At 70.8% G+C, this 24,728-nt stretch carries 20 protein-coding genes; 3 read left to right on the top strand and 17 right to left on the bottom strand.

Annotated elements, in window-relative coordinates; genetic code table 11:
- Positions 1–30: 30 nt before the first annotated feature.
- Together murJ and GT007_RS11370 are read right to left on the bottom strand one after the other, a co-directional pair.
- A complete protein-coding gene (gene murJ, locus GT007_RS11375; RefSeq protein ID WP_160121734.1) occupies positions 31–1,569 on the bottom strand; it encodes a murein biosynthesis integral membrane protein MurJ in 1,539 nt (512 codons plus the stop codon).
- A gap of 52 nt (positions 1,570–1,621) precedes the next feature.
- Complete coding sequence (locus tag GT007_RS11370; RefSeq protein WP_236571614.1) at positions 1,622–4,372, bottom strand: [protein-PII] uridylyltransferase; 2,751 nt, start codon at positions 4,370–4,372, stop codon at positions 1,622–1,624.
- 153 nt (positions 4,373–4,525) lie between these two features.
- Between GT007_RS11370 and GT007_RS11365 the strand changes: the two genes are divergently transcribed.
- Positions 4,526–4,810, top strand: coding sequence for a PGPGW domain-containing protein (locus GT007_RS11365; RefSeq protein WP_160121732.1), 285 nt, complete (start codon positions 4,526–4,528; stop codon positions 4,808–4,810).
- On the opposite strand, the gene mutS is transcribed toward GT007_RS11365, so the two are convergent.
- From mutS to GT007_RS11345, 4 genes are all read right to left on the bottom strand, one after another.
- Complete coding sequence (gene mutS, locus GT007_RS11360; RefSeq protein WP_160121731.1) at positions 4,768–7,359, bottom strand: DNA mismatch repair protein MutS; 2,592 nt, start codon at positions 7,357–7,359, stop codon at positions 4,768–4,770. The genes GT007_RS11365 and mutS overlap by 43 nt on opposite strands.
- An 85-nt stretch (positions 7,360–7,444) precedes the next feature.
- Entirely contained in the window at positions 7,445–8,362 is a 918-nt protein-coding gene (locus GT007_RS22885; protein ID WP_160121730.1) for a peptidoglycan-binding protein, read from the bottom strand.
- Positions 8,359–8,844, bottom strand: coding sequence for a hypothetical protein (locus GT007_RS11350; protein ID WP_160121729.1), 486 nt, complete (start codon positions 8,842–8,844; stop codon positions 8,359–8,361). Before GT007_RS11350 ends, GT007_RS22885 begins: the two co-directional genes overlap by 4 nt.
- Positions 8,841–10,208 (bottom strand): hypothetical protein, encoded by a 1,368-nt coding sequence (locus tag GT007_RS11345; protein ID WP_160121728.1) that lies wholly within the window; start codon positions 10,206–10,208, stop codon positions 8,841–8,843. Before GT007_RS11345 ends, GT007_RS11350 begins: the two co-directional genes overlap by 4 nt.
- Before the next feature lie 173 nt (positions 10,209–10,381).
- Between GT007_RS11345 and secB the strand changes: the two genes are divergently transcribed.
- Positions 10,382–10,849 (top strand): protein-export chaperone SecB, encoded by a 468-nt coding sequence (secB, locus tag GT007_RS11340; RefSeq protein ID WP_160121727.1) that lies wholly within the window; start codon positions 10,382–10,384, stop codon positions 10,847–10,849.
- 220 nt (positions 10,850–11,069) lie between these two features.
- On the opposite strand, the gene GT007_RS11335 is transcribed toward secB, so the two are convergent.
- On the bottom strand, positions 11,070–12,101 hold the full coding sequence (locus GT007_RS11335; RefSeq protein WP_160121726.1) for an aspartate-semialdehyde dehydrogenase: 1,032 nt from the start codon (positions 12,099–12,101) through the stop codon (positions 11,070–11,072).
- A 112-nt stretch (positions 12,102–12,213) separates the two neighbouring features.
- Here GT007_RS11335 and zapE point away from each other — a divergent pair, with 112 nt between their 5' ends.
- Entirely contained in the window at positions 12,214–13,386 is a 1,173-nt protein-coding gene (gene zapE / locus GT007_RS11330) for a cell division protein ZapE (protein WP_160121725.1), read from the top strand.
- A gap of 37 nt (positions 13,387–13,423) precedes the next feature.
- On the opposite strand, the gene GT007_RS11325 is transcribed toward zapE, so the two are convergent.
- The 10 genes from GT007_RS11325 to GT007_RS11280 all read right to left on the bottom strand — a co-directional run bounded on the left by GT007_RS11325 (position 13,424) and on the right by GT007_RS11280 (position 24,712).
- Positions 13,424–14,233: an undecaprenyl-diphosphate phosphatase gene (locus GT007_RS11325; protein WP_160121724.1), complete on the bottom strand. Its 810-nt coding sequence runs from the start codon at positions 14,231–14,233 to the stop codon at positions 13,424–13,426.
- Positions 14,234–14,277: 44 nt separating this feature from the next.
- A complete protein-coding gene (locus GT007_RS11320) occupies positions 14,278–14,787 on the bottom strand; it encodes a hypothetical protein (protein WP_160121723.1) in 510 nt (169 codons plus the stop codon).
- Between the two features lie 300 nt (positions 14,788–15,087).
- Positions 15,088–15,987, bottom strand: coding sequence for a DMT family transporter (locus GT007_RS11315; RefSeq protein ID WP_268894554.1), 900 nt, complete (start codon positions 15,985–15,987; stop codon positions 15,088–15,090).
- 29 nt (positions 15,988–16,016) lie between these two features.
- Positions 16,017–16,520 carry a cysteine dioxygenase family protein gene (locus tag GT007_RS11310; RefSeq protein WP_160121721.1) on the bottom strand — a complete coding sequence of 168 codons (504 nt, stop codon included), beginning with the start codon at positions 16,518–16,520 and terminating at the stop codon, positions 16,017–16,019.
- Complete coding sequence (locus GT007_RS11305; protein ID WP_160121720.1) at positions 16,517–17,200, bottom strand: GntR family transcriptional regulator; 684 nt, start codon at positions 17,198–17,200, stop codon at positions 16,517–16,519. Before GT007_RS11305 ends, GT007_RS11310 begins: the two co-directional genes overlap by 4 nt.
- A 12-nt stretch (positions 17,201–17,212) precedes the next feature.
- On the bottom strand, positions 17,213–17,740 hold the full coding sequence (gene phnN, locus GT007_RS11300; RefSeq protein WP_160121719.1) for a phosphonate metabolism protein/1,5-bisphosphokinase (PRPP-forming) PhnN: 528 nt from the start codon (positions 17,738–17,740) through the stop codon (positions 17,213–17,215).
- An 87-nt stretch (positions 17,741–17,827) separates the two neighbouring features.
- The gene (locus tag GT007_RS11295; protein WP_160121718.1) at positions 17,828–18,352 is read right to left on the bottom strand and encodes a hypothetical protein; all 525 of its coding nucleotides are present in this window, start codon (positions 18,350–18,352) and stop codon (positions 17,828–17,830) included.
- 89 nt (positions 18,353–18,441) lie between these two features.
- Positions 18,442–21,237, bottom strand: a complete 2,796-nt coding sequence (locus GT007_RS11290) for an Ig-like domain-containing protein (RefSeq protein WP_160121717.1) — start codon at positions 21,235–21,237, stop codon at positions 18,442–18,444.
- Between the two features lie 77 nt (positions 21,238–21,314).
- Entirely contained in the window at positions 21,315–21,791 is a 477-nt protein-coding gene (gene bcp / locus GT007_RS11285) for a thioredoxin-dependent thiol peroxidase (RefSeq protein ID WP_160121716.1), read from the bottom strand.
- Positions 21,788–24,712, bottom strand: a complete 2,925-nt coding sequence (locus GT007_RS11280) for a bifunctional [glutamine synthetase] adenylyltransferase/[glutamine synthetase]-adenylyl-L-tyrosine phosphorylase (protein WP_160121715.1) — start codon at positions 24,710–24,712, stop codon at positions 21,788–21,790. Before GT007_RS11280 ends, bcp begins: the two co-directional genes overlap by 4 nt.
- Positions 24,713–24,728 lie beyond the last annotated feature (16 nt).

The raw sequence follows: 24,728 nt of genomic DNA, 5'->3' as shown, positions 1-24,728 counted from the left end.
CCTCAAACTCCCCCGCCGGGAGCCTTTCCCCTATCGCCGCCGCAGCATCCGCTTCACTTCCCGCAGGTCCAGCGCCCCGCTGACATGCGCCAGTGCGAAGTAGCACCCCGCCCCCAGCACGCAGACCAGCGCGAAGGCCGCGCTGCCCAGCGCCCCAGGCCCCATGGGCAACACCCGTGCCAGCCCCCACAGCACGGCCGCCATGGCGGCGGCGGCGCCCAGCAGGCGCGGCATGTCGCGGCGCAGGCGGCGGTCGGGCACCCACATCCGCCGGCGCAGCAGCAGCACGCCCAGCAGCCCGGCATTCACCCAGGCCGCGATGCCGGTGGCCGCCGCGATGCCCACCGGCCCCAGCGCCGTGCCGTACAGGAAGGCCAGGTTCAGCCCCAGGTTCAGCGCCACCGTGCCCAGCCCGATCACCACCGGCGTGCGCGTATCCCCGCGCGCGAAGAAGCCGGGCGCCAGCGCCTTCACCAGCACGAAGGCCGGCAGCCCGGCCGAATAGGCCACCAGCACCGGCGCGCTGGCCGCGACATCGGCGGCGGTATAGGCGCCGCGCTGGAACAGCACCGCCATGATAGGCTGCGCCAGCACCATCAGCGCCGCGGCGGCGGGCACGCACAGCGCCAGGGTGATCTCCACGCCGCGGTTCATCGACAGATGCGCCGACAGGCTTTTGCCGCCCGCCAGCTGCGCCGCCAGGGTGGGCAGCAGCGCGGTGCCGATCGCGGCGCCGATGACGCCCAGCGGCAGCTGCGCCACGCGGTCCGCGTAATAGAGGAAGGACACCGACCCGGCCGGCAGCAGCGAGGCGATGATGACATCGACGGCCAGGTTCAACTGCGTGACGCCCGCGCCGATCAGGCCGGGGCCCATGCGGCGCAGCACCTGCATCTCGGCCGGCGACAGGCGCGGCCAGGCCGGGCGCAGCACCATCCCCGCCCGCGCCGCCGCCCACCACACCAGGACCAGCTGCGCCACGCCCGAAATGGTCACGCCCCAGGCCAGCGCATGGGCGGGCGTGGCCGTGTAGCGCGACAGCCCCAGCAGCGCCGCCATCGACAGCAGGTTGAAGAAGATCGGCGCCGCCGCCGCCGCCGTGAAGCGCGACATGCTGTTCAACACGCCGGAGACCAGCGCCGTCAGGCAGATGAAGGGCAGATACGGGAAGACGATGCGCGTCAGCTCCGTGGCCAACTGCATCTGCGCCTCGCCGCGCGCGGCGAAGCCGGGGGCCAGCACCGCCAGCACCTGGGGCATGAACACCAGCCCCAGCGCCGTCAGCCCGCCCAGCCACAGCGCCATCAGCGCGGCCAGGCGCTCGGCCAGCTGGCGGGCCATGGCCGGGCCCTGGCGCGTGTACAGCGCGGCGAAGGCGGGCACGAAGGCGGCGTTGAACGCGCCCTCCCCGAACAGGCGGCGGAACAGGTTGGGCAGTTTCAGGGCGACGAAAAAGGCGTCGGCCATCGGGCCGGCACCCAGCCGGGCGGCGATCAGCATGTCCCGCGCGAAGCCGAGCAAGCGGCTCGCCATGGTCCAGCCGCCGACAGTGGCGAAATGGCGCAGCATGACAGGCGGTGTCCCACGGGCGGGGCTCGGGGGGAAGGGGCAGGCCCCCCCCCTACACCATCACCAGTTCCGGCGGCGTCAACGCTTCGAGCAGGGAGGCGCGCAGCGGCGCCAGCTTGCGCTCATTGTCCACCTTCAGGCCGAAATTGTCCTTCACGTAGAACACGTCCACCGCGCGCACGCCGTAGGTGGTGATGTGGGCGGAGGCGATCTGCAGCCCATGCCGGCTGATCGCGGCCGTCACGTCATGCAGCAGGCCGGGGCGGTCGCGCCCGTTCACCTCGATCACGGTGTGGGTGTTGCTGGCGTGGTTGTCCACCACCACGCGCGGCGGCACCGTCACGGCGCGCAGGCGGGCGGGTTCGCGCCGCACCTTGCGGATCTCCTGCGCCAGCTTCAGCCGCCCGTTCAGCGCCTGTTCGATCAGCACGGAGAGCTTGGCGAGGCGGTGCGGCTGGTCGAAGGGCCCGCCGGAGCTGTCCTGCACCCAGAAGGTGTCCAGCGCCATGGAATTGGTCAGGGTGTGGATGCGCGCATCCACGATGGTGGCGCCAGCCACCGCCAGCGCGCCCGAGATGCGGCTGAACAGGCCCGGATGGTCGAGCGCATAGACGGTAACCTCCGTCACCGCGCGCGCCCGCAGCACCGCGCTGCGCACGGTCAGGGGTGCGTTCGCGGCCTCCGCCTCCCGGACTATCGAGGCATGGCGGGCATGGGTTTCCGCGTCGAAGGACAGCCAGTAGCCCGAGTAGCCGAGCGACAGGAAGTGATCCAGATCGGCCTGCGACCAGCCGGACATGGTGAGCTGTTCCGCCGCGGCTTCCTTGGCGCGGGCCACGCGCACGTCGCGCTCGGGCACCGTCAGCCCGCCGGCCAGCACTTCGGAGACGCGCCAGTACACCTCGCGCAGCAGGGTGGCCTTCCAGCCATTCCACACCTTGGGCCCCACCGCGCGCATGTCGCACACGGTCAGCACGAGGAGCAGGCGCAGGCGTTCGGGGGATTGGATGATGTCCGCGATGTCGAGGACGGTCTTGGGGTCCTCGATGTCCCGCCGGAAGGCGGTCTGGCTGACCAGCAGGTGGTGCAGCACGAGCCAGGAGACGGTCTCCGTCTCCTCGGGGGAAAGGCCGAGCTTGGGACAGATGTCCTGCGCCAGCCGGGCGCCGAGTTCGCTGTGGTCGCCGCCCCGGCCCTTGGCGATGTCATGCAGCAGGGTGGCGACATACAAGGCCCTGCGGGATTGCAGCTGGCCGATCAGGTCGCTGGCGACCGGGGCGATCTGGTCCAGCTGGTGCGCCTCCAGTTGCTGCAGCACGCTGATGGCCTGGATGGTGTGCTCGTCCACCGTGAAGACGTGATAGGTGTCGAACTGCATGAGGCCCACGATCCGGGCCCAGTCGGGCAGGAAACGGGAGAGGAAGCCCGTCTCGTTCATCAGGCCGAGCCATTTGGGCGCGTCCTTCCCGGTCAGCAGGTCCAGGAAGATCTCGTTCGCCTCGGGCTCCCCGCGCAGCTGGTCCACCTGGCGGGAGTGGCGGATCAGCGCACGGATCGCCAGCGGATGGATATCCAGCGCCCGGTCCCGCGCCGCGCGCATGATGCGCAGCATCAGGATGGGCTCACGCGAGAAATCGCGGCCGGGCGGGGCCGCCACCAGCTTGCCGTCGGCGAAGGCCAGGCCTTCCTTGTGCAGGGCGGCGTCGCCGTCGCGCCGGCGGGCGGGCGCGCCGAGTGCGGCGCGTTCCAGCGCCGGTTCCAGCACGCGCGTCAGGCGCAGCACCTCACGGCTGGTCAGGAACAGGTGCTTCATGAAGCGCTCGGCACCCTCCTGGGGGCCATGGCGCGAATAGCCCATGCGGGCGGCCAGCACCGGCTGCAGGTCGAAGGTCAGGCGTTCCTCGGCCCGGCCGGTGACGTAGTGCAGGTGGAAGCGGATGGTCCACAGGAAGTCCCAGGCGCGGCGGAAGGCACGGGCCTCGCCCTCGGTCAGCAACCCGCCGCCGGGGCTGCCATCGCCCACCAGCTCATGCAGGCCGGCGGTGTTGAAGGCGTGGCGGGACAGCCAGTACAGCGTCTGCAGATCACGCAAACCGCCGCGGCCTTCCTTCAGATGGGGCTCCACCATGAAGGGGGTTTCGCCATAGCGGGCATGGCGGGCGGCGCGTTCGGCGCGCTTGCCGGTCAGGAAGGGGCCGAGCCCGTCCTTGGCCCGCATCTTGGCGAAATCGGTGTCGAACTTCACCCAGGTGGGTTCGTCCCCGCCCAGGAAGCGGCCATCCACCAGCGCGGTCTGGATGGTCAGGTCGGAGCGCGCGTGGGCCAGGCAATCCTTGATGCCGCGCGTGGCGTGGCCGACCTTCAGCCCCAGGTCCCACAGCAGGTACAGCATGAATTCCACCACGCGGGTGGTGCGGGTGCCGGGGCTGCCGGGGGTCAGGAACAGCAGGTCGATATCGGAATAGGGCGCCAGCACGCCGCGGCCATAGCCGCCGGTGGCGATCAGGGCGAAGGGCTCCGGCTTGTCGCGGAAGCCGCGCGGGATGGTCGCCAGCGCATAGGCATGGATGGCCAGGATCAGCGCATCCATATGGCCGGACAGCATGCGGGCGGCGGGCAGGCCCATGATTTCGCGGGCTTCGAACGCGCGCTGGACGCGGGCCTGGACACCCCCCAGCTCACTGCGCAGCAGCGCCAGGGCGGCATCACGCGGGATGGGCGTGCCGCCGGGGATCAGCCGGGATTTCAGCGCCGCTTCTTCGGCACCGCATTGGGCCCCGAAGCCGGGCGCCTCTGGCGTCATGGCGGCAGGCATAGCCGCATCGGTTTTCATGCGTGTTTCATTAATCCAGGTGATGCGCCTCGGGCTAGCGCAGTATTAGGGCTGTGCACCGCGCTTTGCGCAAGGGTTATGCACATTGCATGGATGTTATGTGCGCACCATATGGATTCGCGCATGTTCATCCGCCGACGCTCCCTGAAACGCCGCATCGCGGGCATTGGCCTGCTTCATCTGGGGGTGGCCGGGGTGATCCTTCCGTTTCTGCACGGAAGCATCTTCGTGGTGCTCGGCGTCTATATCCTGCGCGACCAGTATATGTGGGCGCACCGGGCCGTGGGCCCGCTGGAACGCCGCTTTCCGCGCATGATGGGCAAGATGGAGAGCATGGAGGCGAAAAGCATGGCCTGGATCGACCGTCAGGCCTCGCGGCTGCCTTCCAGAAGCGCCCGCAACCGATAGAGCGCATCCTGCGCCTCACGCGGGGACATCGCGTCGGGGTCCAGGGTCGAGAGTGCGGCCAGCACCGGGTGTTCGGGCGCCGTCGCCTGCTTCGGCGCGAACAGGGGCAGTTCCTCGCTCAGCACGCCGCCGCCCTGGCGCGCCCGGCTTTCCAGGGCATGCAGCACCGCCTCCGCCCGCGCCAGCACGGCGCGCGGCACGCCCGCCAGCCGCGCGACGTGCAGGCCCCAGCTTTTCTCGGCCGCGCCGGGGCCCACGGCGTGCAGGAACACCACCTCGTTCTTCCATTCGCGCACGCGCATGGTGGCCAGCCGCAGCTCGGGCAGTTTCCCGGCCAGGGCCGTCAGCTCATGGAAATGGGTGGCGAAGATGGCGCGGCAGCGCAGGCGGTCGTGCAGCGCCTCCAGCACCGCCCAGGCGATGGCCAGCCCATCCCAGGTGGCGGTGCCGCGCCCGACCTCATCCAGAATGACGAAGCTGCGCGGGCCGGCCTGGTTCAGGATCGCCGCCGTCTCCGTCATCTCGACCATGAAGGTGGAGCGCCCGCCGGCCAAATCGTCGCTGGCGCCGACGCGGCTGAACAGCCGGTCCACCACGCCCAGCCGCGCGGCCTCCGCCGGCACGAACAGGCCCGCTTGCGCCAGCACCACCATCAGCGCGTTCTGCCGCAGGAAGGTGGATTTGCCGGCCATGTTCGGCCCGGTCAGCAGGCACAGGCGCTGGCCGGGCGAAAGCTCCGCGTCGTTGGGCACGAAAGCGGGGCCCTTGGCGCGGGTCAGCGCCGCCTCCACCACCGGGTGGCGGCCGGCCTGGATGTGGAAATCCGGGGCCTCCGTCATCTCCGGCCGGCACCAGGGGCCGAGGGCGAGCTCGGCGGCCGCCGCATGCACGTCGATCTCGGCCACCGCGCGGGCGGCGGCCGTAATGCCGGGGGCGGCGGTGGCGCACAGCCGCGCCAGATGCCGCACGATGGCGCGTTCCCGCGCGGCCGCCTGATCCGCCGCATCGGCCAGCCGCCGGTCCAGATCCACCAGCGCGCCGCAGGTGAAGCGCAGCGCATTGGCCATGGTCTGACGGTGCTGGGGCATCAGCTCCCCGGGCAGGTCCTGCGGGGGGGTGCGCAGCAGCTTCTCGCCGGCCGCCGCCTGCACCTCCGCCAGGTATCCCATCTGCTGGTGGTGCTTCACCTTCAGCGAGGCGACGCCCCAGGCCTCGGCCAGCTGCATCTGCATCAGCGCGATGGCGCCGCGCGCGTCGTCCCGCAACCGCCGCAGCGCATCCAGCTGCCCGTCATAGCCGGGGGCGACCACGCCGCCATCCTCGAAGCGGGCGGGCAGTTCCTGGGCCAGGGCGCGGGCGAGTTCGGCCTGGGGGCTGTCGGGCGGGATCAGCGCATCGGCGGCATCGGCCAGCAGCGGCGGCAAGGGGCGGGTCTGGGCCGCGTGATGGGCCATCGCCTCGGCGCGCGTCAGGCCGTCGCGCATCGCGGCCAGATCGCGCGGGGCGTAGCGTTCCAGGCTGATGCGGGCCAGGGCGCGGGCCATGTCCGGCGCGCCCTTCAGCACACCGCGCAGGGCACCGCGCAGTTCATGATTGGCGCGCAGAGCCTCCACCGCCGCGTGGCGGGCACGGATGGCCGGCAGGCTGGCGAGCGGTGCGGCCAGCCTTGCCGCCAGCTCGCGCGCGCCGGCGCCGGTCAGGGTGCGGTCCACGGCGGTCAGCAGGGTGCTGCGGGCCTCCCCACGCTCACTGCGCAGAATTTCCAGGCTGCGGCGGGTGGCGGCGTCCATCAGCAGCACGCCCTGCGCCCCGCGCGGCACCGGGCGCATCAGGTGCGGCAGCTTGCCGTTCTGGGTGGCGCGCACATACTCCACCGCCATGGCCGCGGCGCGCACCTCCGCCTCCGAGAAGGTGCCGAACCCCTCCAGGCTGGCGACATCGAAGGCGGCGCCCAGCCGCCGCGCGGCGTCGCGCGGTGCCGAGGCCTCGATCGCGCCGGGCCACAGCCCTTCCTCCGCGATCACCTCGCTGGGTTCCAGCCGCGCCATCAGCGCCGCGATGTCGGGCGCGTCCTCGGTCTCGAAGGCGCCGCTCGTCACGTCCAGCCAAGCGGCCGCACCCTTCACCAGCGCCAGCAGCCAGGCGGGGCGCGTGGTTTCCAGCAGCGCGTCCTCCGTCACGGTGCCGGGGGTGACGACGCGCACCACCTCCCGCCGGATGGTGGTGGCGCGGCGGGCCTTGGCTTCCTCCGGGGTCTCCATCTGCTCGCAGATCGCCACCCGGAAACCGCGCCGGATCAGCCGCGCCAGATAGGCCTCATGGCTGTGCTGCGGCACGCCGCACATGGCGATCGGCGTGCCCTGGTGCTCCCCGCGATAGGTCAGGGCGATGGACAGGGCCTCCGACGCGGCCTCGGCATCGTCGAAGAACAACTCGTAGAAATCGCCCATGCGGAAGAAGATCAACGCATCCGGCTGGGCGGCCTTGGCGGCATACCACTGCGCCATCGCGGGCGTGGCACCATCGGCGGGGGGGCGAGAGGAGGACATGCGCGACCGGCTTAGCGCAGTCCGGGGGCGCGCTGAAGGGTGGGCGGTGGGCGCCAGCCAGGGGGCGGCGCCCCCTGGGCTGCCATCACCCTTTCAGCAGCGTCACGAAACTGGGCGTCTCCTCCCCCCCATCCACCACCGCGCAGGCTTCGTTGAAGTATTCCACGAAGGCATCCGCGTGCCAGTGCCCGCCGCCTCGGTTGGTCTGCACCATCCCCCAGGGGTTATCGGCCGCGCGCAGGCTGCCGGCGTTATAGGCGATGGCCACCAGCGGCGGGTCGAAGCCGGTGGGCACGCGCCCGCCCATGGCCTGCCGCCGGATCAGCGCCGCCCCGGCCGCCAGCGAGGTCTCGGGCCGCAGCAGGGCCGCGCGGTCGATCTTCGGGTCGGCCAGGGCTTCGCGGGCCGTGCCGATCAGTGTCTGCATCAGCCCGGGCGAGACGCGCATGGGCGTGCTGGCATCGTCCAGATAGCCGGGTTCCTCGCGCACCGCGTCGGCGCGGCCGCCGCTTTCGGTGCAGGCGGTGGCCAGCAGCAGCTCGACCGGCACCTGGCGGGCGGCGGCGGTGCGGCACATGGCCGGGCCGTGCTGCGCCCAGCAGCGCGCGACGGTGGCGGCCCTGCCGCGCGGCAGGGTGCCGTCCACCTCCAGCCCCTGGGGCGTCAGGCGCCAGCGATGGGCGCCGCTGCCGACAGGGCCGGCATGCGGGGCGGTTAGCGCGGGCAGGAAGGGTTGCAGCATGGCCTGCCAGCCGGGGGCGGTGGTCGCGGGCGGGGCCTGGTCCATCAGCCGCGCCCAGCTGCGCGGGCCCAGGATGCCGTCGGCCAGCAGCCCATTGGCGCGCTGGAAGGCCAGCACGGCATCGCGCGTGGCGGGGCCGAACACGCCATCGGGTTCCAGCGCCAGCAGGCCGGCGCGGCGCAGGGCCTGCTGCGCCTGGCGCACATCCGCCCCCCGCAGCATGGGCAGGCGGAAGGACAGGGCACGGTCGAGCATCATCATCGGGCTTCTCCCAGTTCGCGGGCGCGGAGGGTGAGGAGGGGCGCGCGGTCCGGCCCCGCGCTGGCTGCGGCCGAAAGGGCCGCGCGGGACAGGCGCGCGGCCTCATCGGGGGCCGAGAGCCAGCCCAGGCAGATCAGCGCCTGGGCGTGGTTGGCGGCCAGCACGGCGGAGGCATCCCCCGCCCGCGCCTGTTCGTATCCGGCCGTGGCGCAATCCAGCATGGGCCGGGCGGCCAGGCCCGGGCAGGCGGCGCGGGGGGCGCGGGCGGCCATGGCCTGCTCCATGCAGGCCGCGGCGCGCAGGCCGTGCAGGCGCCGGCAGGCCGGGTTGGCGGCGTCGCAGGGGCTGCTCACGGGCTCGGCCGCGATCTCGGCCGGCAAGGCGTGGTTCCAGCGGTTCAGCTGGGCCAAGGGCGGGTCCAGCACCGCGGCCACCGGCGCGCAGCCCATGGCGCCGAGCAGCAGCCAGAGGTGGCGGTTCATGGTGTGATCTCCTTCAGCAGCTCCACCGGGTCCTGGTGGGTGTCGCGCAGCTGGCCGGTCAGCAGGGTCAGGGCTTCCATCGCGGCGCGGGCGGTTTCGGGCGCGGAGGCCGGGGTGGGGGCCAGCAGGCGGCGCACCGCCTCGGGGTCCGGCGCATCCGGGCGCAGGGCGGGGCTGGCGGCGGACAGGCGCGTGGCCATCTCCGTCACGGCGGTGTCGGTGATGTCCTGCCGGGCCTCCGTGCCCAGCAGGGCGCGGCGGAAGCGGGTCAGCGCGTCCTCGATCACCGCCGGGGAGGCGAAGCGCCCCGCCCCCCAGGCCGACCACAGCCGCGCCGCGCCGTCGTCGCGCAGGGCCATGTCCGTCAGCTCCGCCGCGAAGCCCGGGGTGTTGCGCAGCCCGGCCAGGGCGGCGGCGAAATCGGGCACCGCGTCCAGGCTGGCCAGCGCGTCGGCCGGGGTGATGCTGCCGGGGTCGAACAAGGTGGGGTCGTGCGGGGCGTCCAGCACCTGGGCCTGCCAGCGGCGCCAGCCCTGGGCCGAGAGCGTCCAGCCCAGCCCCAGCAGCAGCGCGGCCCCCGCCAGCGGCCCGCCCGCCACCCCGCCCAGCACCGGCGCCGCCGCCGAAACCAGGCTGGCCAGCGGGCCGGAGGCCCCGGTCAGCGCCGTGGTCGCGGCCGCGATCGCCGACAGGTCCGGGTTGCCGGTCAGCGCCTGGCGCGCCTGGCGCAGCATGGCCGCCGCGCCCTGGGGAATGACGCCGACGGGCAGCGCCGCGCCGAAGCCCTCGACCAGCGCCTCCGCCACGGCCAGGTGGCGGGCCAGGCGGCCGGTGGCGTCGCCCTCCTGCACCGGGCGCAGGGCGGCGGCGACCGCATCCTCCGCCGCGCTGGCCGCGCCGGCGCGGGTTTCGGCATGGGCGCGCTGCTCGGTGGTCAGGGCCTCCGTCACGCGGCGCTGGGCCTGGGCGTCGGGCATCTGCGCCCGCGCGCCGAAGTAATAGCCGAACACCCCCGCGATGATGCCGTTCACATAGCCCGCGATGGCATCCGACAGCCCCAGCGTGGCCGTGAACAGCAGCAGCGGCAGCCCCACCACCCCCACGATCAGCGCCAGCACGGCACGCACCGTGCCCTCCGGCAGGGCCATCGGCAGTTCGCGCATGGCCGCGATCTGGTCCGCCGTGGTGGCCGGGTTGCTGAGCATGGCGAAGCTGCGCGCCGCCAGCCACCACAGGAAGGCGGCGAAGCCCAGCCTCACGAGGAATATCAGCACAGCCACCAGCTGGGTGGCATGCAGCCCCCCGGGCCAGGCCATCGCGGCCGTGACGGCCAGAAAACCTGCCACACCGGCACCGAGTGCCATTGGCAGGAGGCGGGGACTATCGGGGGGCATGCCTGTCTCCTTGCGCAGCGAAAGGCACATAATCCTACGTATGGGAACAAATCAAGAAAATTGTCGGCCCCTTGGGCGCGTCCCCCCGGCGTGCTACCCCGCGCGCACGATTTCCGCGCTTCCGATCAAGGAACACCCGCCCCATGTCCGACCAGGCCCCGCAGCCGCCCATCGTGGTGAACATGCAGTTCACCAAGGACCTCAGCTTCGAGGTGCCGAACGCCCCCACCATCTTCGCCAGCCTGCGCGAAGCCCCGCAGGTGGACCTGCGCCTGGATGTCCAGGCCCGGCCCATCCAGGAAGGCGAGAACGTGTTCGAAGTCGCCCTGGAAATCCGCGCCGACGCCAAGGCCGGCGACCAGGTCTGCTTCATCGCCGAACTGACCTACTGCGGCATCTTCACCATCACGGTGGACGACCAGAGCCTGGAACCCGTGCTGCTGGTGGAATGCCCGCGCCTGCTCTTCCCCTTCGCCCGCAACATCCTGGCCGACATCACCCGCGACGGCGGCTTCCCGCCCGTGTTCCTGCAGCCGATCGACTTCGTGGCCCTGTGGCAAAACCGCCGCGGCCAGACCAGCCTGGACACGCCGGCGGTGGGCACGGCCTGAGCCTTTTTCTGGCAGGGGCGCCGCGGGAAGGGCTCTGCCCTCCCCGCACCCCACCCGCCAGGAGCCAGTGGCCCCTGGACCCCCTTCAGTAAATTGAAAAAGGCCGGAGGGGACATCGTCCCTTCCGGCCTTTTTCAACTCATGGGTTCCAAGGGCCTTTCGGCCTTTGGCGGGCGGATGCGAGGGGGGCAGAGCCCCTCTCGCATCCGCCCTGACAGGATCAGGCCGAGGCCTTTTCCAGCAGGCCCTGCTTGACCAGGGCTTCGGCGATTTGCACCGCGTTCAGGGCGGCGCCCTTGCGCAGGTTGTCGGACACGCACCAGAAGGCGAGGCCGTGGTCCACGGTCGGGTCCCGGCGCAGGCGGGAGACGTAGGTGTCGTCGTCGCCCGCCGCTTCCAGCGGGGTCATGTAGCCGCCGTCCTCGCGCTTGTCGAAGACGGTGACGCCGGGCGCGCGGCGCCAGGCGGCCAGGGCCTGGGCTTCGGTGATCGCGGTTTCGAATTCCACGTTCACGGCCTCGGCGTGGCTGATGAAGACCGGCACGCGCACGCAGGTGGCCACCACCTTGATGTCCGGATCGAGGATTTTGCGCGTCTCGACCGCCATCTTCCATTCTTCCTTCGTGAACCCGTCATCCATGAACTTGTCGATGTGCGGGATGCAGTTGAAGGCGATGGGCTTGGTGAAGACCTGCGGTTCGGGCGGCTGGTGCACGAAGCTGGACTTGGTCTGCATGAACAGCTCGTCCATCGCTTCCTTGCCGCCGCCGGAGACGGACTGGTAGGTCGCGACCACCACGCGCTTGATCCGCGCCACTTCGTGCAGCGGCTTCAGCGCCACCACCATCTGGATGGTGCTGCAGTTCGGGTTCGCGATGATGTTGCGCTTGCGGAACTGCGGCAGGGCGTGCGCGTTCACCTCGGGCACGATCAGCGGCACGTCCGGTTCCATCCGGAAGTGGCTGGTGTTGTCGATCACCACGCAGCCCTGGGCGGCCGCGCGCGGCGCGTGCACGGCCGAAATGGCCGCACCCGGGCTGAACAGGCCGATATCGGTGCCGGTGAAATCGAAGGTCTCAAGGTTCTGCACCGTGAGAATTTTGGTGTCCCCGAAGCTGACCTGCTGGCCAGCGGACCGGGGGGAAGCGAGGGCGATCACCTCGTCCGCCGGGAAATTCCGCTCGGCCAAGGTTTTCAGCATTTCGCGGCCCACTGCTCCCGTGGCACCGACGACTGCGACCTTGTAGCCCATTGGCTGTAGCTCCGGTTGAATGGAAGCGTGCTCTCTACGGCCCCGGACATAAGGATTCAATGCGTTTCACGCCCGATTGTGCGCAGGGCTGCCCCGCGTTATCCCCCACCCCATGGATGTTGCAGCGCAGATCAGCCCCAACCCTGCCGAAGGGCCGCTTCCCGCCTATCGGGCCCGCGTGCATGCCGGGGTGCTGAACCCCGACCCCGCGCAGGAAATGGCGGCGGAAACCTTGCAGGAGCTATGGTACCGCCTGCGCGGCTACGACCCCAAGCCGGCCGGGCCCGAGAAGCCCCAAGGCGGGCTGCTGGGCCGGCTGTTCCGCAAACGCGGTGCGGAGGACGGGGTGAAGGAAGCCCCGGTCGGCCTGTATCTGGTGGGCCAGGTCGGGCGCGGCAAATCCATGCTGATGGATCTGTTCTTCGAGGCCGCGGACGTGGCCCGCAAGCGCCGCATCCACTTCCACGCCTTCATGCAGGAATGCCACCAGCGCATCCACACCTGGAAAAAGGCCAACCCCAGCGGCGAGGACCCCATCCAGCCCCTGGCCGACCTGATCTTCGCCGAGGCCGCGCTGCTGTGCTTCGACGAGTTCCAGGTGCACGACATCACCGACGCCATGATCCTGGGCCGGCTGTTCGAGGCCCTGTTCGCGCGCGGCGTGGTGATCGTCGCCACCTCCAACACCGCGCCGGACGATCTGTTCAAGGGCAAGCCGGGGCGTGACGCCTTCCTGCCCTTCATCGCCATCATCAAGAAACAGGTGGAGGTGCTGGCGCTGGACAGCCAGCGCGACTACCGCCGCGACCGCATCCGCGGCCTGCCCACCTGGCATTCCCCCGCCGATGGCCGGGCCGAGCGCGCGCTGGACACCGCCTTCAGGGAACTCACCGGCGTGGCGCATGGCACGCCGATGACGCTGGAAGTGCTGGGCCGCAAGGTCCCCTTGCCGGAGGCCGCGCGCGGCGTGGCGCGCGCCAGCTTCGAGGATCTGTGCGGCAAGCCGCTGGGCCCCGCCGACTACCTGGCGGTGGCGACCCATGTGCATACGCTGGTGATGGACGACATCCCGCGCCTGAACCCGGACAATTTCGACCGCGCCCGGCGCTTCATCACGCTGATCGACGCGCTGTACGAACACCGCTGCAAACTGGTGGCCAGCGCCGCCGCCACGCCGGACCAACTGTACGAATACGGGCAGAACGCGGCGATGTTCGAACGCACCGCCAGCCGGTTGATGGAAATGCAGAGCCAGGAATATCTGGGGCTGGCGCATTTGCAGTGATGGTCCGAGAGGGGCTTTGCCCCCCCCTCGGGCTGTTTCACCCCATCACCACCAGCGCCCCCAGCATCACCACCCCCAGCGCGATCCGGTACCACCCGAACGGCGTGAACCCCACGCGCCCGATGAACCCCACCACGGCCCGCACCACCAGCAGGGCCACGATAAATGCCACCACGAAGCCGATGATCACCAGTCCGAACCCGTCCATGGACAGTTCGTCGCGTGCTTTCAGTAGGCTGTAGGCGGTGGCGGCCAGCATGGTGGGGATGGCCAGGATGAAGCTGAACTCCGCCGCCGCCTTGCGTTCCACCCGCAGCAGCAGTGCCGTGATGATGGTGGCGCCGGAGCGCGAGGTGCCCGGGATCATCGCCAGTGCCTGGCCGAAGCCGATGATGAGTGCCGCCAGCGGCCCGATTTCCGGCACGGAGCGGATCTCGGGTTCGGGCATCGCGCGCTCGATGGCGATGATGGCGATGCCGCCCAGGATCAGCGCGATGCTGACCACCCAGGGGTTGAACAGCAGCCGCGTGATGGGGCCGTGCAGGGTGGCGCCCAGCACCATGGCCGGCAGGAAGGCCAGGATGATGTTGGTGGCGTAGAAGCGCTCGGCCGTGCCGGGGCGCCACATGCCGCGCGCGATGTCCAGCAGCTTGTCGCGGTATAGCACCACCACGGCCAGGATGGCGCCCAGCTGGATGCCGATCTCGAACACCTTGCCCGGTGGTCCCTGGAAGCCGATCACATGGCCCAGCAGGATCAGGTGCCCGGTGGAGGAGATGGGCAGGAACTCGGTCAGCCCCTCGACCAGGCCCATGAGGATGGCGGAGGCAATGGCGGTGATATCCATGGCCCGGGTTTAGAACAGGGCGTGGGCGGGGGGAACGGCTGCCCTTAATTTGCCTCGGTTTGCCCAGGGGCGGGGGTGGCGGCGCGGTGGCGCACCCGGCGGCGAGGCGGGGCGGCGGCCGGCACGCTGCCCGGCAGGGGCGGCACCACGAAGGGGGTGGTGGGCATCGTCTCGCTGACCGTGGCGGCGGGGCGCCGGCGCACCTGCAGCGCCACGCCGCCGCAGCGCGAATAGCAGGCGTTGTAGGCCTCGGTGCAGGCGGTGGTGTTCTGCAGGCAGATCGGCGGCGGCACGCAGCCCGCGGCACCCGGCCGGCAGCCGTTGAAGCCGGAGGCGATGGCACTGTCCGCGCCATAGCAGGCGCCGACGCTGACCTGTTCGTCCTGCACGCACTGGCGCTGCTCCATCTGGCAGCTGGCGATGCAGGCATCCCCGCTGGAGAAGGCAGCGACCGGCGTGTCGCCCGTCATGAACCCGCCGGGCGGGATGTAGCGGGTCTCGGTCTCCGCGCAGGCGGAGAGGAGGAGCAACAGGGTCAGGGCAAGGCGGCGCATGGCCGCAAGCTATGCCGCGCCGCACGCGCCGGGCAATGGGCTGATGTGGGAAGTTCGGGTGCCCCGTCAGGGGCTCCGCCCCCGACACCCCCGCCAGGACCGTGCTCGGTCCTGGACCTAGATTAGTTGGCGCTGATCTTGTGAAGGCGTTTCTCATTGATATTTATAATATAATTGGCCCCACACCTATCAGGATCGGCGCCAATCTGATGGGTTCCAAGGGCCTTTCGGCCTTTGGCGGGGAGCCGAGGGGCAGGGCCCCTCGGTGGGGGTTCGGGGGCAAAGCCCCTGAACAGCGCCCTACCCCCCTCGCACCCGTGCATTGCCGGTCAGCGTCACGGCCCCCAGCATGCCGAGGATGGCCAGCACCGCGCCCAGCACTTGCTTGGCCCCGATCGGTTCCCCCAGCACGGTGGCCGAGAGCAGCAGCGCCGTGACCGGCACCATGACGGACAGGGTGGCGGCGCGGGTGGGCCCCAGGATTTCCAGGCTGCGGGTGAACATCTGCATGGACACCACGCCCAGCATGATGCCCTGCGCGAAGCCCACCCACAGTTGCAGCCAGGCCGGCCGCGCCAGGAAATCCGCGGCGGAGGTGCCGAGCCACAGCGGCAGGATGATGATGGCGGAGACGATGGCCATGGCCGAGGCGGTGGCAAAGGCCGGTGCCTGCCAGCGCCGCAGCAGCGCGCCGAAGAAGCCCCAGCTGACCCCGGCCAGGAACAGCAGGATGTCGCCCTTCCACACATCCGGTGCGTCGGTCGAAAGCCCGTCCCAGCCGATGAACAGCACCCCCAGCAGCATCAGCCCCAGCGCGGCCACGCGCCCGCGCGTGGGGTTTTCCCCCAGCAGCAGATAGCCCGCCAGCGCCCCCATGATGGGCCCGGTGATGGGCGGGATGGTGCCGCCATGGCTGGCGGGCGCGTAGAGCAGCGCGGTGGTGAACACCATCAGGTTGCCCACGCCCCCCATGGCCGTCAGCACCAGCAGTTTCGGCAAGCCGAGGCGGATCAGCGCCGCGCGCTCACGCCAGACCAGCGGCGCCAGGATCAGCCCGGAAATCAGGAAGCGGCAGGCGATGAGGTCGAAGGGATGCAGCCCCTGCCCGGCCAGGGAGATGCGCGCCACCACGGCGTGCGCCCCCCAGATCACCGACGCGCCCATCCCAAGCGCAAGGCCAAGCCACAGCCGTGAGTTCATTGCCTCGCAGACTGTGGCTTACCGGGAATTCACGCAAGGATCAGGTTGAGGTCTTTCGAGAAGCGCTCGAAGGGCAGGCCGTAGACATGGATGGAGATCGCCGTCTCCGAGCAGCAATTGGCCAGGCGGTGGATCAGGTCGTCGCAGGCGGGGCCGTGGCTGACATCGCCGGGGAAGCGCAGGTGGGCGGCGGTCAGGGCCGGGGTGTCGCCCGGGGCGTAGTAGTGCTCGGTCATGATGCCGCGGTGCACGCCGAAGGCGCACCAGCTTTTGTGCGCATGGATCGGCGACATCTGGCCCGGGCGCCACACCAGCGCGACCACGCCGTAATCGCCGCCATCATGCAGCAGGTGGCGGATGTAGTGGTCCGGGCATTCCGGGCAGGCGACATCGGCCAGCAGCTCCGGGTCGTCCACATGGGCGGCGATGGCGGCGGCCACGCGCTGCTCCCGGCCTTCCAGCGGGGTCCGGCAGGCCTCGTCGATGGTGGCGAGCATGGCGTTCAGGGCCATGCGCGGGCGAATCATGTTCATACGGAAATCCCCAGTTCCGGCGAAGTCAAAGCGGCCAGCACCATCCGGCGGCTGGCATCGACCTGTTCGTGCATGATGCGGGCGGCTTCCTCGGCCCTGCCCAGGGCCAGGGCCGCGATCAGCTCCTCATGCTCATGGGCCATCTCGCCGCTGCGGTCGCGGCGCATCAGGCCCATCACCAGCATGCGGGTGCTTTCGTCCAGCAGGCGGCCCAATTGCCGCGCCAGGCGCGCATTGCCCGAGAGTTCGGCGACCGTGACATGGAAGCGGCGGTTGGCTTCCAGGAAGTCGATGGCGCTGTCACCGTTGCCGGGCTGATAGCCGGCGGCGCAGACGGCATCCAGGCGCTTCAGGTGCTCGGCATCCACGCGGCCGGCGGCGCGGCGGGCGGCCTCGGGTTCCAGCAGCAGGCGCAGGTCGAACACTTCATGGATGTCGCGGATGGTGACGAGGGAGACGACCCAGCCCCGGCGCGGCAGGGCGGCGACCAGCCCTTCGTCGGCCAGACGGGCGAGGGCCGCGCGGATCGGCGCCTTGCCCAGGCCCATGGCGGCGGAGAGCGTGGCCTCCGACAGGCTGGCGCCCGGGGGCAGCTCGGTCGCGATGATGTCCCGGCGCAATTGGCGCACGGCCTGTTCGGTCAGGGACTGGGGGGCCTCAAGCGGCAAGACCATGGACATGCCGCTGACATGTCACGGCCTCGGCAGCGATGCAAGAGAATTTCTGGCCACCGCGATGGCGGCCTCAGGGGTGGTGTCGTTCATCACCGTCAGCACGCGCAGGCCGGGGGGCAGCGGGGCCTCGCGGGCCAGGCGGGCGGCGATGTCCTCCGCGCCCTCACGCCCGCGGGCGGCCAGGCGCGCGGCGCGCAGCGCGGCCGAGGCCGTGATGTGCAGCACCGCGAAGGGGTAGCGCGCCGCCGCTTCCTCCAGCACCGTGCGGGAGAGGTTGGCCAGCACCACGCGGCCCTGGGCCAGATCGGCCTCGATGGCGCGGGGGATGCCGTAGAGCAGGCCATGGGCCCGCCATTGCAGGGCGAAGTCGCGGCGGGCGAATTCGGCCTCGGTCAGGGCCTCATGGTCCTCCCCGCCCGCATCGGCGGGGCGGGTGATGGCGCGGCGGGCGAAGACGAAGCGCGGGTCATCGCGCAGGGCCTCCCGCAGGCCGGCCATCACCGTGTCCTTCCCCGCGCCCGAAGGGCCCACCACACCGATCAGCATGCGTCATGACTCCCGTATGGCGGCAGGCATGCGGGGGATCGGCGCGGGGTTCAAGTGGATGAGTGCGGGAGTTGTGTGACCGTTGGCCTACCGGTGCCAGCCGGAGCCGCTGTTGGTGCAGCTTTCCAGCGATTCGAAGATGTCAGCCATGGTCGCGTTGCCCAGCGGATAGCGGAAGCTGCGCGTATCGACCGTGAAGGTGAAGTCGCGGCGGATGTCCAGCATCTGCGATGCCTGCATGCCGGTCAGCGGCGCCAGCACGCGCTGCGGGGCGTTGGCCGGGCCGACGCGGCGCGCATCCAAGCCGATGATGCCGCGCGGCGTGTTGATCGCCATGGTCAGCAGGCCGCGCTGCGGCGGTACGTCAGGGGTGGTGATGAGGTATTCGCGGTCACGGGTGAAGAAGATGCGCGCGCCGCCGCCGGGGCCGGGGAACAGGGCGAAGCAGCGGTGGAAGCGGCCATTTTCCTCCACCTGCCAGATCTCGGCGGCACCGCGATAGCCGACGCGCCCGTCGCGGCGCTGGGCCTGGGCAGGGGTGGCGATGGCGGCCAGGCAGGGAAGCGCGATGGCCAGGGCGGCGAGCCAGCGGCGGGGGAAGGAGAGGGGCATGCGTCGGATTTCCGGCGGCTTGGGGTGGGCGCCATCACGGTTTCGTGAAGGTGCCCTGAGCATTCCCGGCGCTTGTGGCGGAAGCAAGGCTAGAAGATGAAATCCCCGATAGTTACGGCGGTGGCGCCGTGGATGTCGAAACCGTTGGCGCCGAGCAGCACGCGCACCATCGCGTCGCCCGCCACCTGCACCACGTCCGCGAAGCCAAGGCCCAGCCCCGAGACATCGAGCTTCTGCCCCGCCTCCCACCCCCAGATCGTGTCCTGCCCCCAGCCGGCCCCGAAGACATAGCGGTCCGCGCCGCCATAGCTGAACAGCACGTCGTTGCCCGCGCCGCCGGTCAGCACATCCGCGCCCGCCGAGCCGTAGAGCATGTCATCCCCCGCGCCCCCATCCAGCGCGGCGCCAGCGCCGGGGGATTGGTTGGCGACGATGGTCTCGTTGCCCGCGCCGCCGGTGAAGTTGCGCACCGCCTCGATCAGGCGCGCCACCTCCACATTCGCGGGCATGGCGAAGCCCTCCACCCCCACCCAGACCGTGTCCGTGCCTTCGCCCGCGTTCTCGATCACCTGGGTGGTGATGCTGCGCACCACATACTGGTCGTCGCCCGCCCCGCCGCGCAGCACGTCGCCCAGCGCGCCGCCGGTGTAGATGGTGTCGTTTCCCGCGCCGGCATCGACCTGCGACGCGCCGGAGGCACCGAGCCATACCGTGTCGTTGCCCGCCCCGGTGCTGATGAGGGACATGCCCATGCCCGCCCACACCTGGTCGTCGCCGGAGCCGGTGGCGATGGTGTTGTTCCAGCCCAGCAGCTCCAGCCCCAGCCCGCCATTGCCGGCGGTGATGGTGGTGCCGCCCGCATGGCCGGACATGACGAAGTTCTGGCCCTCGCCCAAGGTCAGGCTGTTGCCGCCGCCATCCAGCAGCACCAGGTGGCTGCCGCCGCCGAGGTGCAGCGTGGCGCCCCCGCCCAGCGCCCGGGTGGTGCCGTGGTCGGGGGCGAGATGCGGCTGGACCTCGCTGGCCGTGACCAGCAGCACCGTATCCTGTGCGGCCGCGAGACTGCCGCCCGCGCCGTCATCGGCCGTGACATGCAGCGTGTAGAGGCCCGGGGCGAAGGGCGCGCCGGTCAGGTCCAGGCTCCATTGCCCGTTCATGTCCGCGATGGTGGTGCCCAGCGACCCGCCGCCCGCCAGCGAGACCTGCACGCCCCGCAGCGCCCCCGCCTGGCCATGCAGCACCAGCGTGCCGTCGCCGGTGATGAAATCCCCCGCCGTGCCGGTGTCGGTGGTGACGGAGAACAGGATGGGCGTGGCGCCCAGCACATCGGTGGCCACCGCCTGGTTCAACCCGGCGGAGGTGCCGGAATTGCCGATCAGGTCGTGATAGGCGCCGCCCAGCACGATGAAGGCGGCGGTGCCGTGCCAGCCCGGCGTGGGGGTGAAGCGGGCGGTCCAGGTGACGCTGTCGGCGGTCCAGAGATCGGACAGCGTGCCGCCCGCCAGTGCGACGTCCGCCAGGGTGAAGCCGCCCACGAGTTCGGAGAAGGCGAAGGTGATGGTGGCGGTCTCACCGCGCGTAAGGTCGCTGTCGCTGCTGGTGATGGCCAGGGTGGGGGCGGTGGTGTCGCCGTGGAGGAACAGGCGGTAGAGGTCCACCGTGAGGTCCGTGTCGCCGGGCAGCAGCGGAAGCGGTGTCGTGAAGATCAGCGCTTTGCTGTCGGCCGAGAAGCCGAGGACGGAGGAGGTACCGTAGCGCGCCGGGTCCAGCAGCGTCGTCGTACCGGTCTGCTGGTCGTACAGGAAGTTGTTCCAGGCACCCAGCAGCATCCCTGGAATGGCACGGGATTCCTGCGCGCTGTAGGCGACGAAGCGCCCATCGGCGGAGATCACCGCATTGGCCACGCCATAGGTCGCGTTGCCGCTGGGGGTGCGGCTGACCTCGGTGCTGGTGTCGGTCAGCGCGTCCCACAGCCACACCTGGGGTGTGGACGCGCCCGGCCCGCCCCCCATGTAGACGACGTAGCGCCCATCCACCGAGACGGTCGGGCCGACATTGGTGTTCGACAGGATGTAGGTGCCGCCCTGCACCGCGTAGCCGCCGGCCGCGGTGTGGGAGACATGCCGCAGCGTGCCGGTCAGGGTGTCGTAGCGGAAGATGTCCGAATAGGCGTTCGTGTCGCGCGGATCGAACATGGCGCTGCTGGCGAACACCACATAACGGCCATCGGCCGATTCCGCCGCGGTGAAGGGTCCGCCATTCGTGTAGCCGGAGGATGTCGGGTACGGCGGCGCATCCAGGATGCGAAGGGTCGTGCCGGTGGTGACGTCGTAGCGCCACAGCGTCGAGATGTTCCCGATGATCGTCGTCATGAAGACATGGTTCAGATCGGCGGAGGAGCCGCTGTAGGTCGCTCCGGTGGCCCCGTCGATCAGCGCCGGGTCGATGGCCAGCGCCTGCACGGCGCCGCTTTCCGCGTGCCAGAAGAAAAGCCGGGTGCTGGTGGCGCCAGACACATTGGCCGCGGGGTCCAGCGCGGTCGGCCATGGCGAGGCTTCGAACAGCACGATGCCGCCGTCGGTGGAAAGGCGGGCGTTGCCCACGGCGTAGTTGCCGGGCGTGACCAGGCGGCTCGTGCCTTCCAGCGTATCGACCAGATAGATTTCGAGGGGATAGATCGGAGAATTGTAAGGATCGCCCCACATGCCCGAGGAGGCATTGTCACGTGGCGTGCCGGCGATCGCCGCGGCTGAACTGCTCAGCAGCAGAAAACGCCCATCGCCCGACAGCGCTTGGCTGGTGTAGCTCGTGCGGCCTTCCGGGGGCGAGGGGGCCCCGGGCCAGCCATCCGCCCCCAGGTTCACCAGGCTCAGGCTCATGGACATGGGGGCGGATACTCCTGTCTCCAGGAGCATGGTGAGGCAGGCCGCGCGGCCTGTCTCTCATGAAAATGAATGAAAGCTTAAAGTGCCGCGACTGCCTTCATCACTTCGGCGGCATGCGCATCCGGCTTCACCTTGCGCCACACCTTCGCGATCTTCCCATCCGCGCCGACCAGGAAGCTCGACCGCTCCATGCCCATATAGGTCTTGCCGTACATGGATTTCTCGACCCACACGTTATAGGCCTCGGCCACCTTGTGGTCCTCGTCCGAGGCCAGCGGGAATTCCAGCTTGTACTTGGCGGCGAACTTCTCGATCGGCGGCATCGGGTCGGGCGAGACCCCGATCACGGTCAGCTTCGCCTTGCCCAGCGCCGGCAGGGCTTCCTGGATGCCGCAGGCCTGGGTGGTGCAGCCGGGCGTGTTCGCCTTGGGGTAGAAATACAGCAGATAGGGCGCTCCCTTCAGCGCGGCGGAGGACACTTCCCGCCCGCCGCTGGCGGTCAGGGTGAAGGCGGGGGCTTCGTCACCGATATGGGGGCCAGGGGCTTCGGTCATGGGGTCTCTCCTGCTTCGGGGCGGCCGATATGGCGGATGAAGGCCGCCCGCACCGCCGCCGCGTGTTCCTCGATCTGTGTCCGCAATGCCGGAAGGTCAACGGGTTGCCGGCCCAGCACCTGGCCCGCGCCATACAGCAGCGCGGCCTCGGCGGCGGCGGAGAGCGCCGCGTCGCGCGGGCCTGGTGCCATCAGCCGGCGCAGGCCCAGCAGGGTGCGCCACAGCGTCTCGGCCCGCACCAGGGTCTCGTGTTCCGGCAGCAGCCCGGCCGCGCCCAGGGCCGTCAGCGCGGCCTTGGTGTTGCCCACCAGCAGGCCGGGCTGGTGCGGCGCGTGTTCCAGCGTCAACGCCTGGGCGATGAACTCCACCTCGATCATGCCGCCGGGCATGGCTTTCAGGTCCCACGCGCCCTCGGGCGGCAGGTCGCGCAGCATGCGCCCGCGCATGGCGGCCGCATCCGCCAAGGCCTTGCCGGGCGGCAGGGGGCGCAGCTGGGCCACGCGCAGCGCCGCCTCCACCCGGGCGCGGAAGGCGGGCTCCCCGCCCACCACCCGGCCGCGCAGCAGCGCCATGCGCTCCCACGTCCAGCTTTCCTCGGCGTGATAGCGGCTGAAGCTGGCCAGGCGGGTGGCCACCGGCCCCTTGTTGCCAGTGGGGCGCAGCCGCATGTCCACGTCGAACAGCTTACCCTCCGCCCCCGGGGCCGACAGCGCCGCCACCACTTGGTGCGACAGCCGGATGAAATATTCGCTGGGTGCGAGCGATTTCGTCCCGCCCGAGGACGCCTCCGCATCCTCCGCGTGCTCATACAGCAGCACGATGTCGAGGTCCGAGCGCGGCAGCATCTCCCGCCCGCCGAGCTTGCCGAGCGCCAGCATGGCCAGCGACCCGCCCTCGATCCGGCCGTGGCGGATGGCGAATTCCTCGGCCACGGCGGGCATGATGGCGCCGATCACGGCATCCGCCATGCCGGAGCGCAGCCCCCCCGCCTCATCCGCCGTCAGCCGGCCTTCCAGCATGGCGGTGTCGATCTCGAACCGGCGCTCGGTGGCCAGGCGGCGGGCGCTGTCCAGCGCTTCCTCGAAATGCCGGGCGTCCCGCACCAGGGCGGCCACCGGCAGGGGGGCGGCGGGGTCGTGGCCCAGCAGCGCCTCGAAGGCGGCGGGCGCGTTGGCCAGGTGGTCCGCCAGATAGGGCGCCGCGCCCAAAATGTTCGCCACCCGTTGCAGCAGCATGGGGTTGCGCGCCATCAGCGACAGGATCTGCACGCCCACCGGCAGCCGGGCCAGCATGGCGTCGAAGCGCGCCAGCACGTGGTCGGGTTCGGCCTGCTGGGCGAAGGTTTCCAGCAGGCTGGGCAGCAGGCCCTGCAACAGCATGCGCGCGCGGTCGCTGCGGGTGGCGCGCACCCGGCCCTGCTCCCAGCCGCGCAGCATGGCCAGGGCGCTGGCGCCGTCCTTGAAGCCCAGCGCCTGCAGCCGCGCCACGGCCTCCGGCGCGTCGTCCGGGCCGGTGGGCATGGTGAACTCGCCGCCATGGCGCACGCCCACGATGCCCTCGAACACGCGGGTGTAGTGCGCCTCCACCACCGCCATGCGGCGGGTCATGTCCTGGCCCAGCGCCTCCGCGTTCGGATAGCCCATCAGGCTGGCGATGCGGGCGATGCCGGCCTCGTCCTCCGGCATCTGGTGGGTCTGGCGGTCCTCGATCATCTGCAGTCGGTGTTCCAGCTCCCGCAGGAAGACATAGGCATCGGACAGGCCGGCCAGTGCCGCGCGGTCCAGCTTGCCGGCCGTGACCAGCGCGGTCAGCGCGCCCAGGGTGGTGGGGTTGCGCAGCGCCGGGTCCCGCCCGCCCCAGATCAGTTGCAGCGCCTGGGCGGTGAACTCGATTTCCCGGATGCCGCCGCGCCCCAGCTTCACGTTGTGGCCGGGCACCTGGATGCGGTCGTGCGCGCCCTTCTTGTCCGCCTGGTGTTCATGGATCTGGCGCTTGATCGAATGGATGTCCGCCAGGGCCGCGAAATCCAGGTGGCGGCGCCAGACGAAGGGGCGGATCTCGTTCAGGAAGGCCTCGCCCGCCGCGATGTCGCCCGCCACCGGGCGCGCCTTGATCATGGCCGCGCGTTCCCAGGTGGCGCCCATGCTCTCGTAATAGGAAATGGCGGACAGGATGGGCACGGCCAGTGGCGTGGCCGAGGGATCGGGGCGCAGGCGCAGGTCGGTGCGGAAGACATAGCCCTCCGCCGTGCGTTCCTCCATCAGCCGCACCAGGTCGCGGGCGATGCGCACATAGGCGTGCTGGGCCTCATCGGGGTCGATCGCGGCCTCCGGGTCGAACATCACGATCAGGTCGATGTCGGAGGAATAGTTCAGCTCCCGCGCGCCGAACTTGCCCATGCCCAGAATGACGAGGCCGCAGCCTTTCGCGCCGCGCGCGGCAACCCGCTTCAATTCCCCGCGTTCCACGGCGGTGCGCAGCAGGTGACGGCAGGCGGCCTGGAGGCATTCCTCCGCGAGGGTGGAGAGGGCGCCCGTCACGCGGTCCAGCGGCCATTGGCCGCTGATGTCGGCGGCGGCGATGACGAGGGCGGCGCGGCGCTTCACCTGGCGCAGCAGCGCGCCGAGCGCCGCGCGCGGCGTACCCGCCGCCACGCGCTTCAGCGGCGCGAGGCAGAGCTTGAACGCGTCCTCCGGCCCTTTGGCCAGGAAGCGCTGGAACAGCTCCGCCTCTCGCTGCAACAGTTCGGCCAGATAGGGGCTGTGGCCGGCCAGGGCCGCGATCCAGGGCTGGGCCTGCGCGCTGTCGGCCAGGGCGCGTTGCGGGGCGTCGCCCTCGCGCAGATGTTCGAGGGTGAGGGCCAGGGCCTCCGGATCGAAGGCGGGCGGCAAGGGACGGGGCGGGGAGGGGTTGCGCAGCATCGGGAGTGATGGGAAC

Origin of the sequence: Rhodovarius lipocyclicus (assembly GCF_009900765.1) — a bacterium.
Classification (GTDB): domain Bacteria; phylum Pseudomonadota; class Alphaproteobacteria; order Acetobacterales; family Acetobacteraceae; genus Rhodovarius; species Rhodovarius lipocyclicus.
Note: the sequence above shows the minus strand (reverse complement) of the source record. Positions and strands in the feature narration are given on the sequence as shown.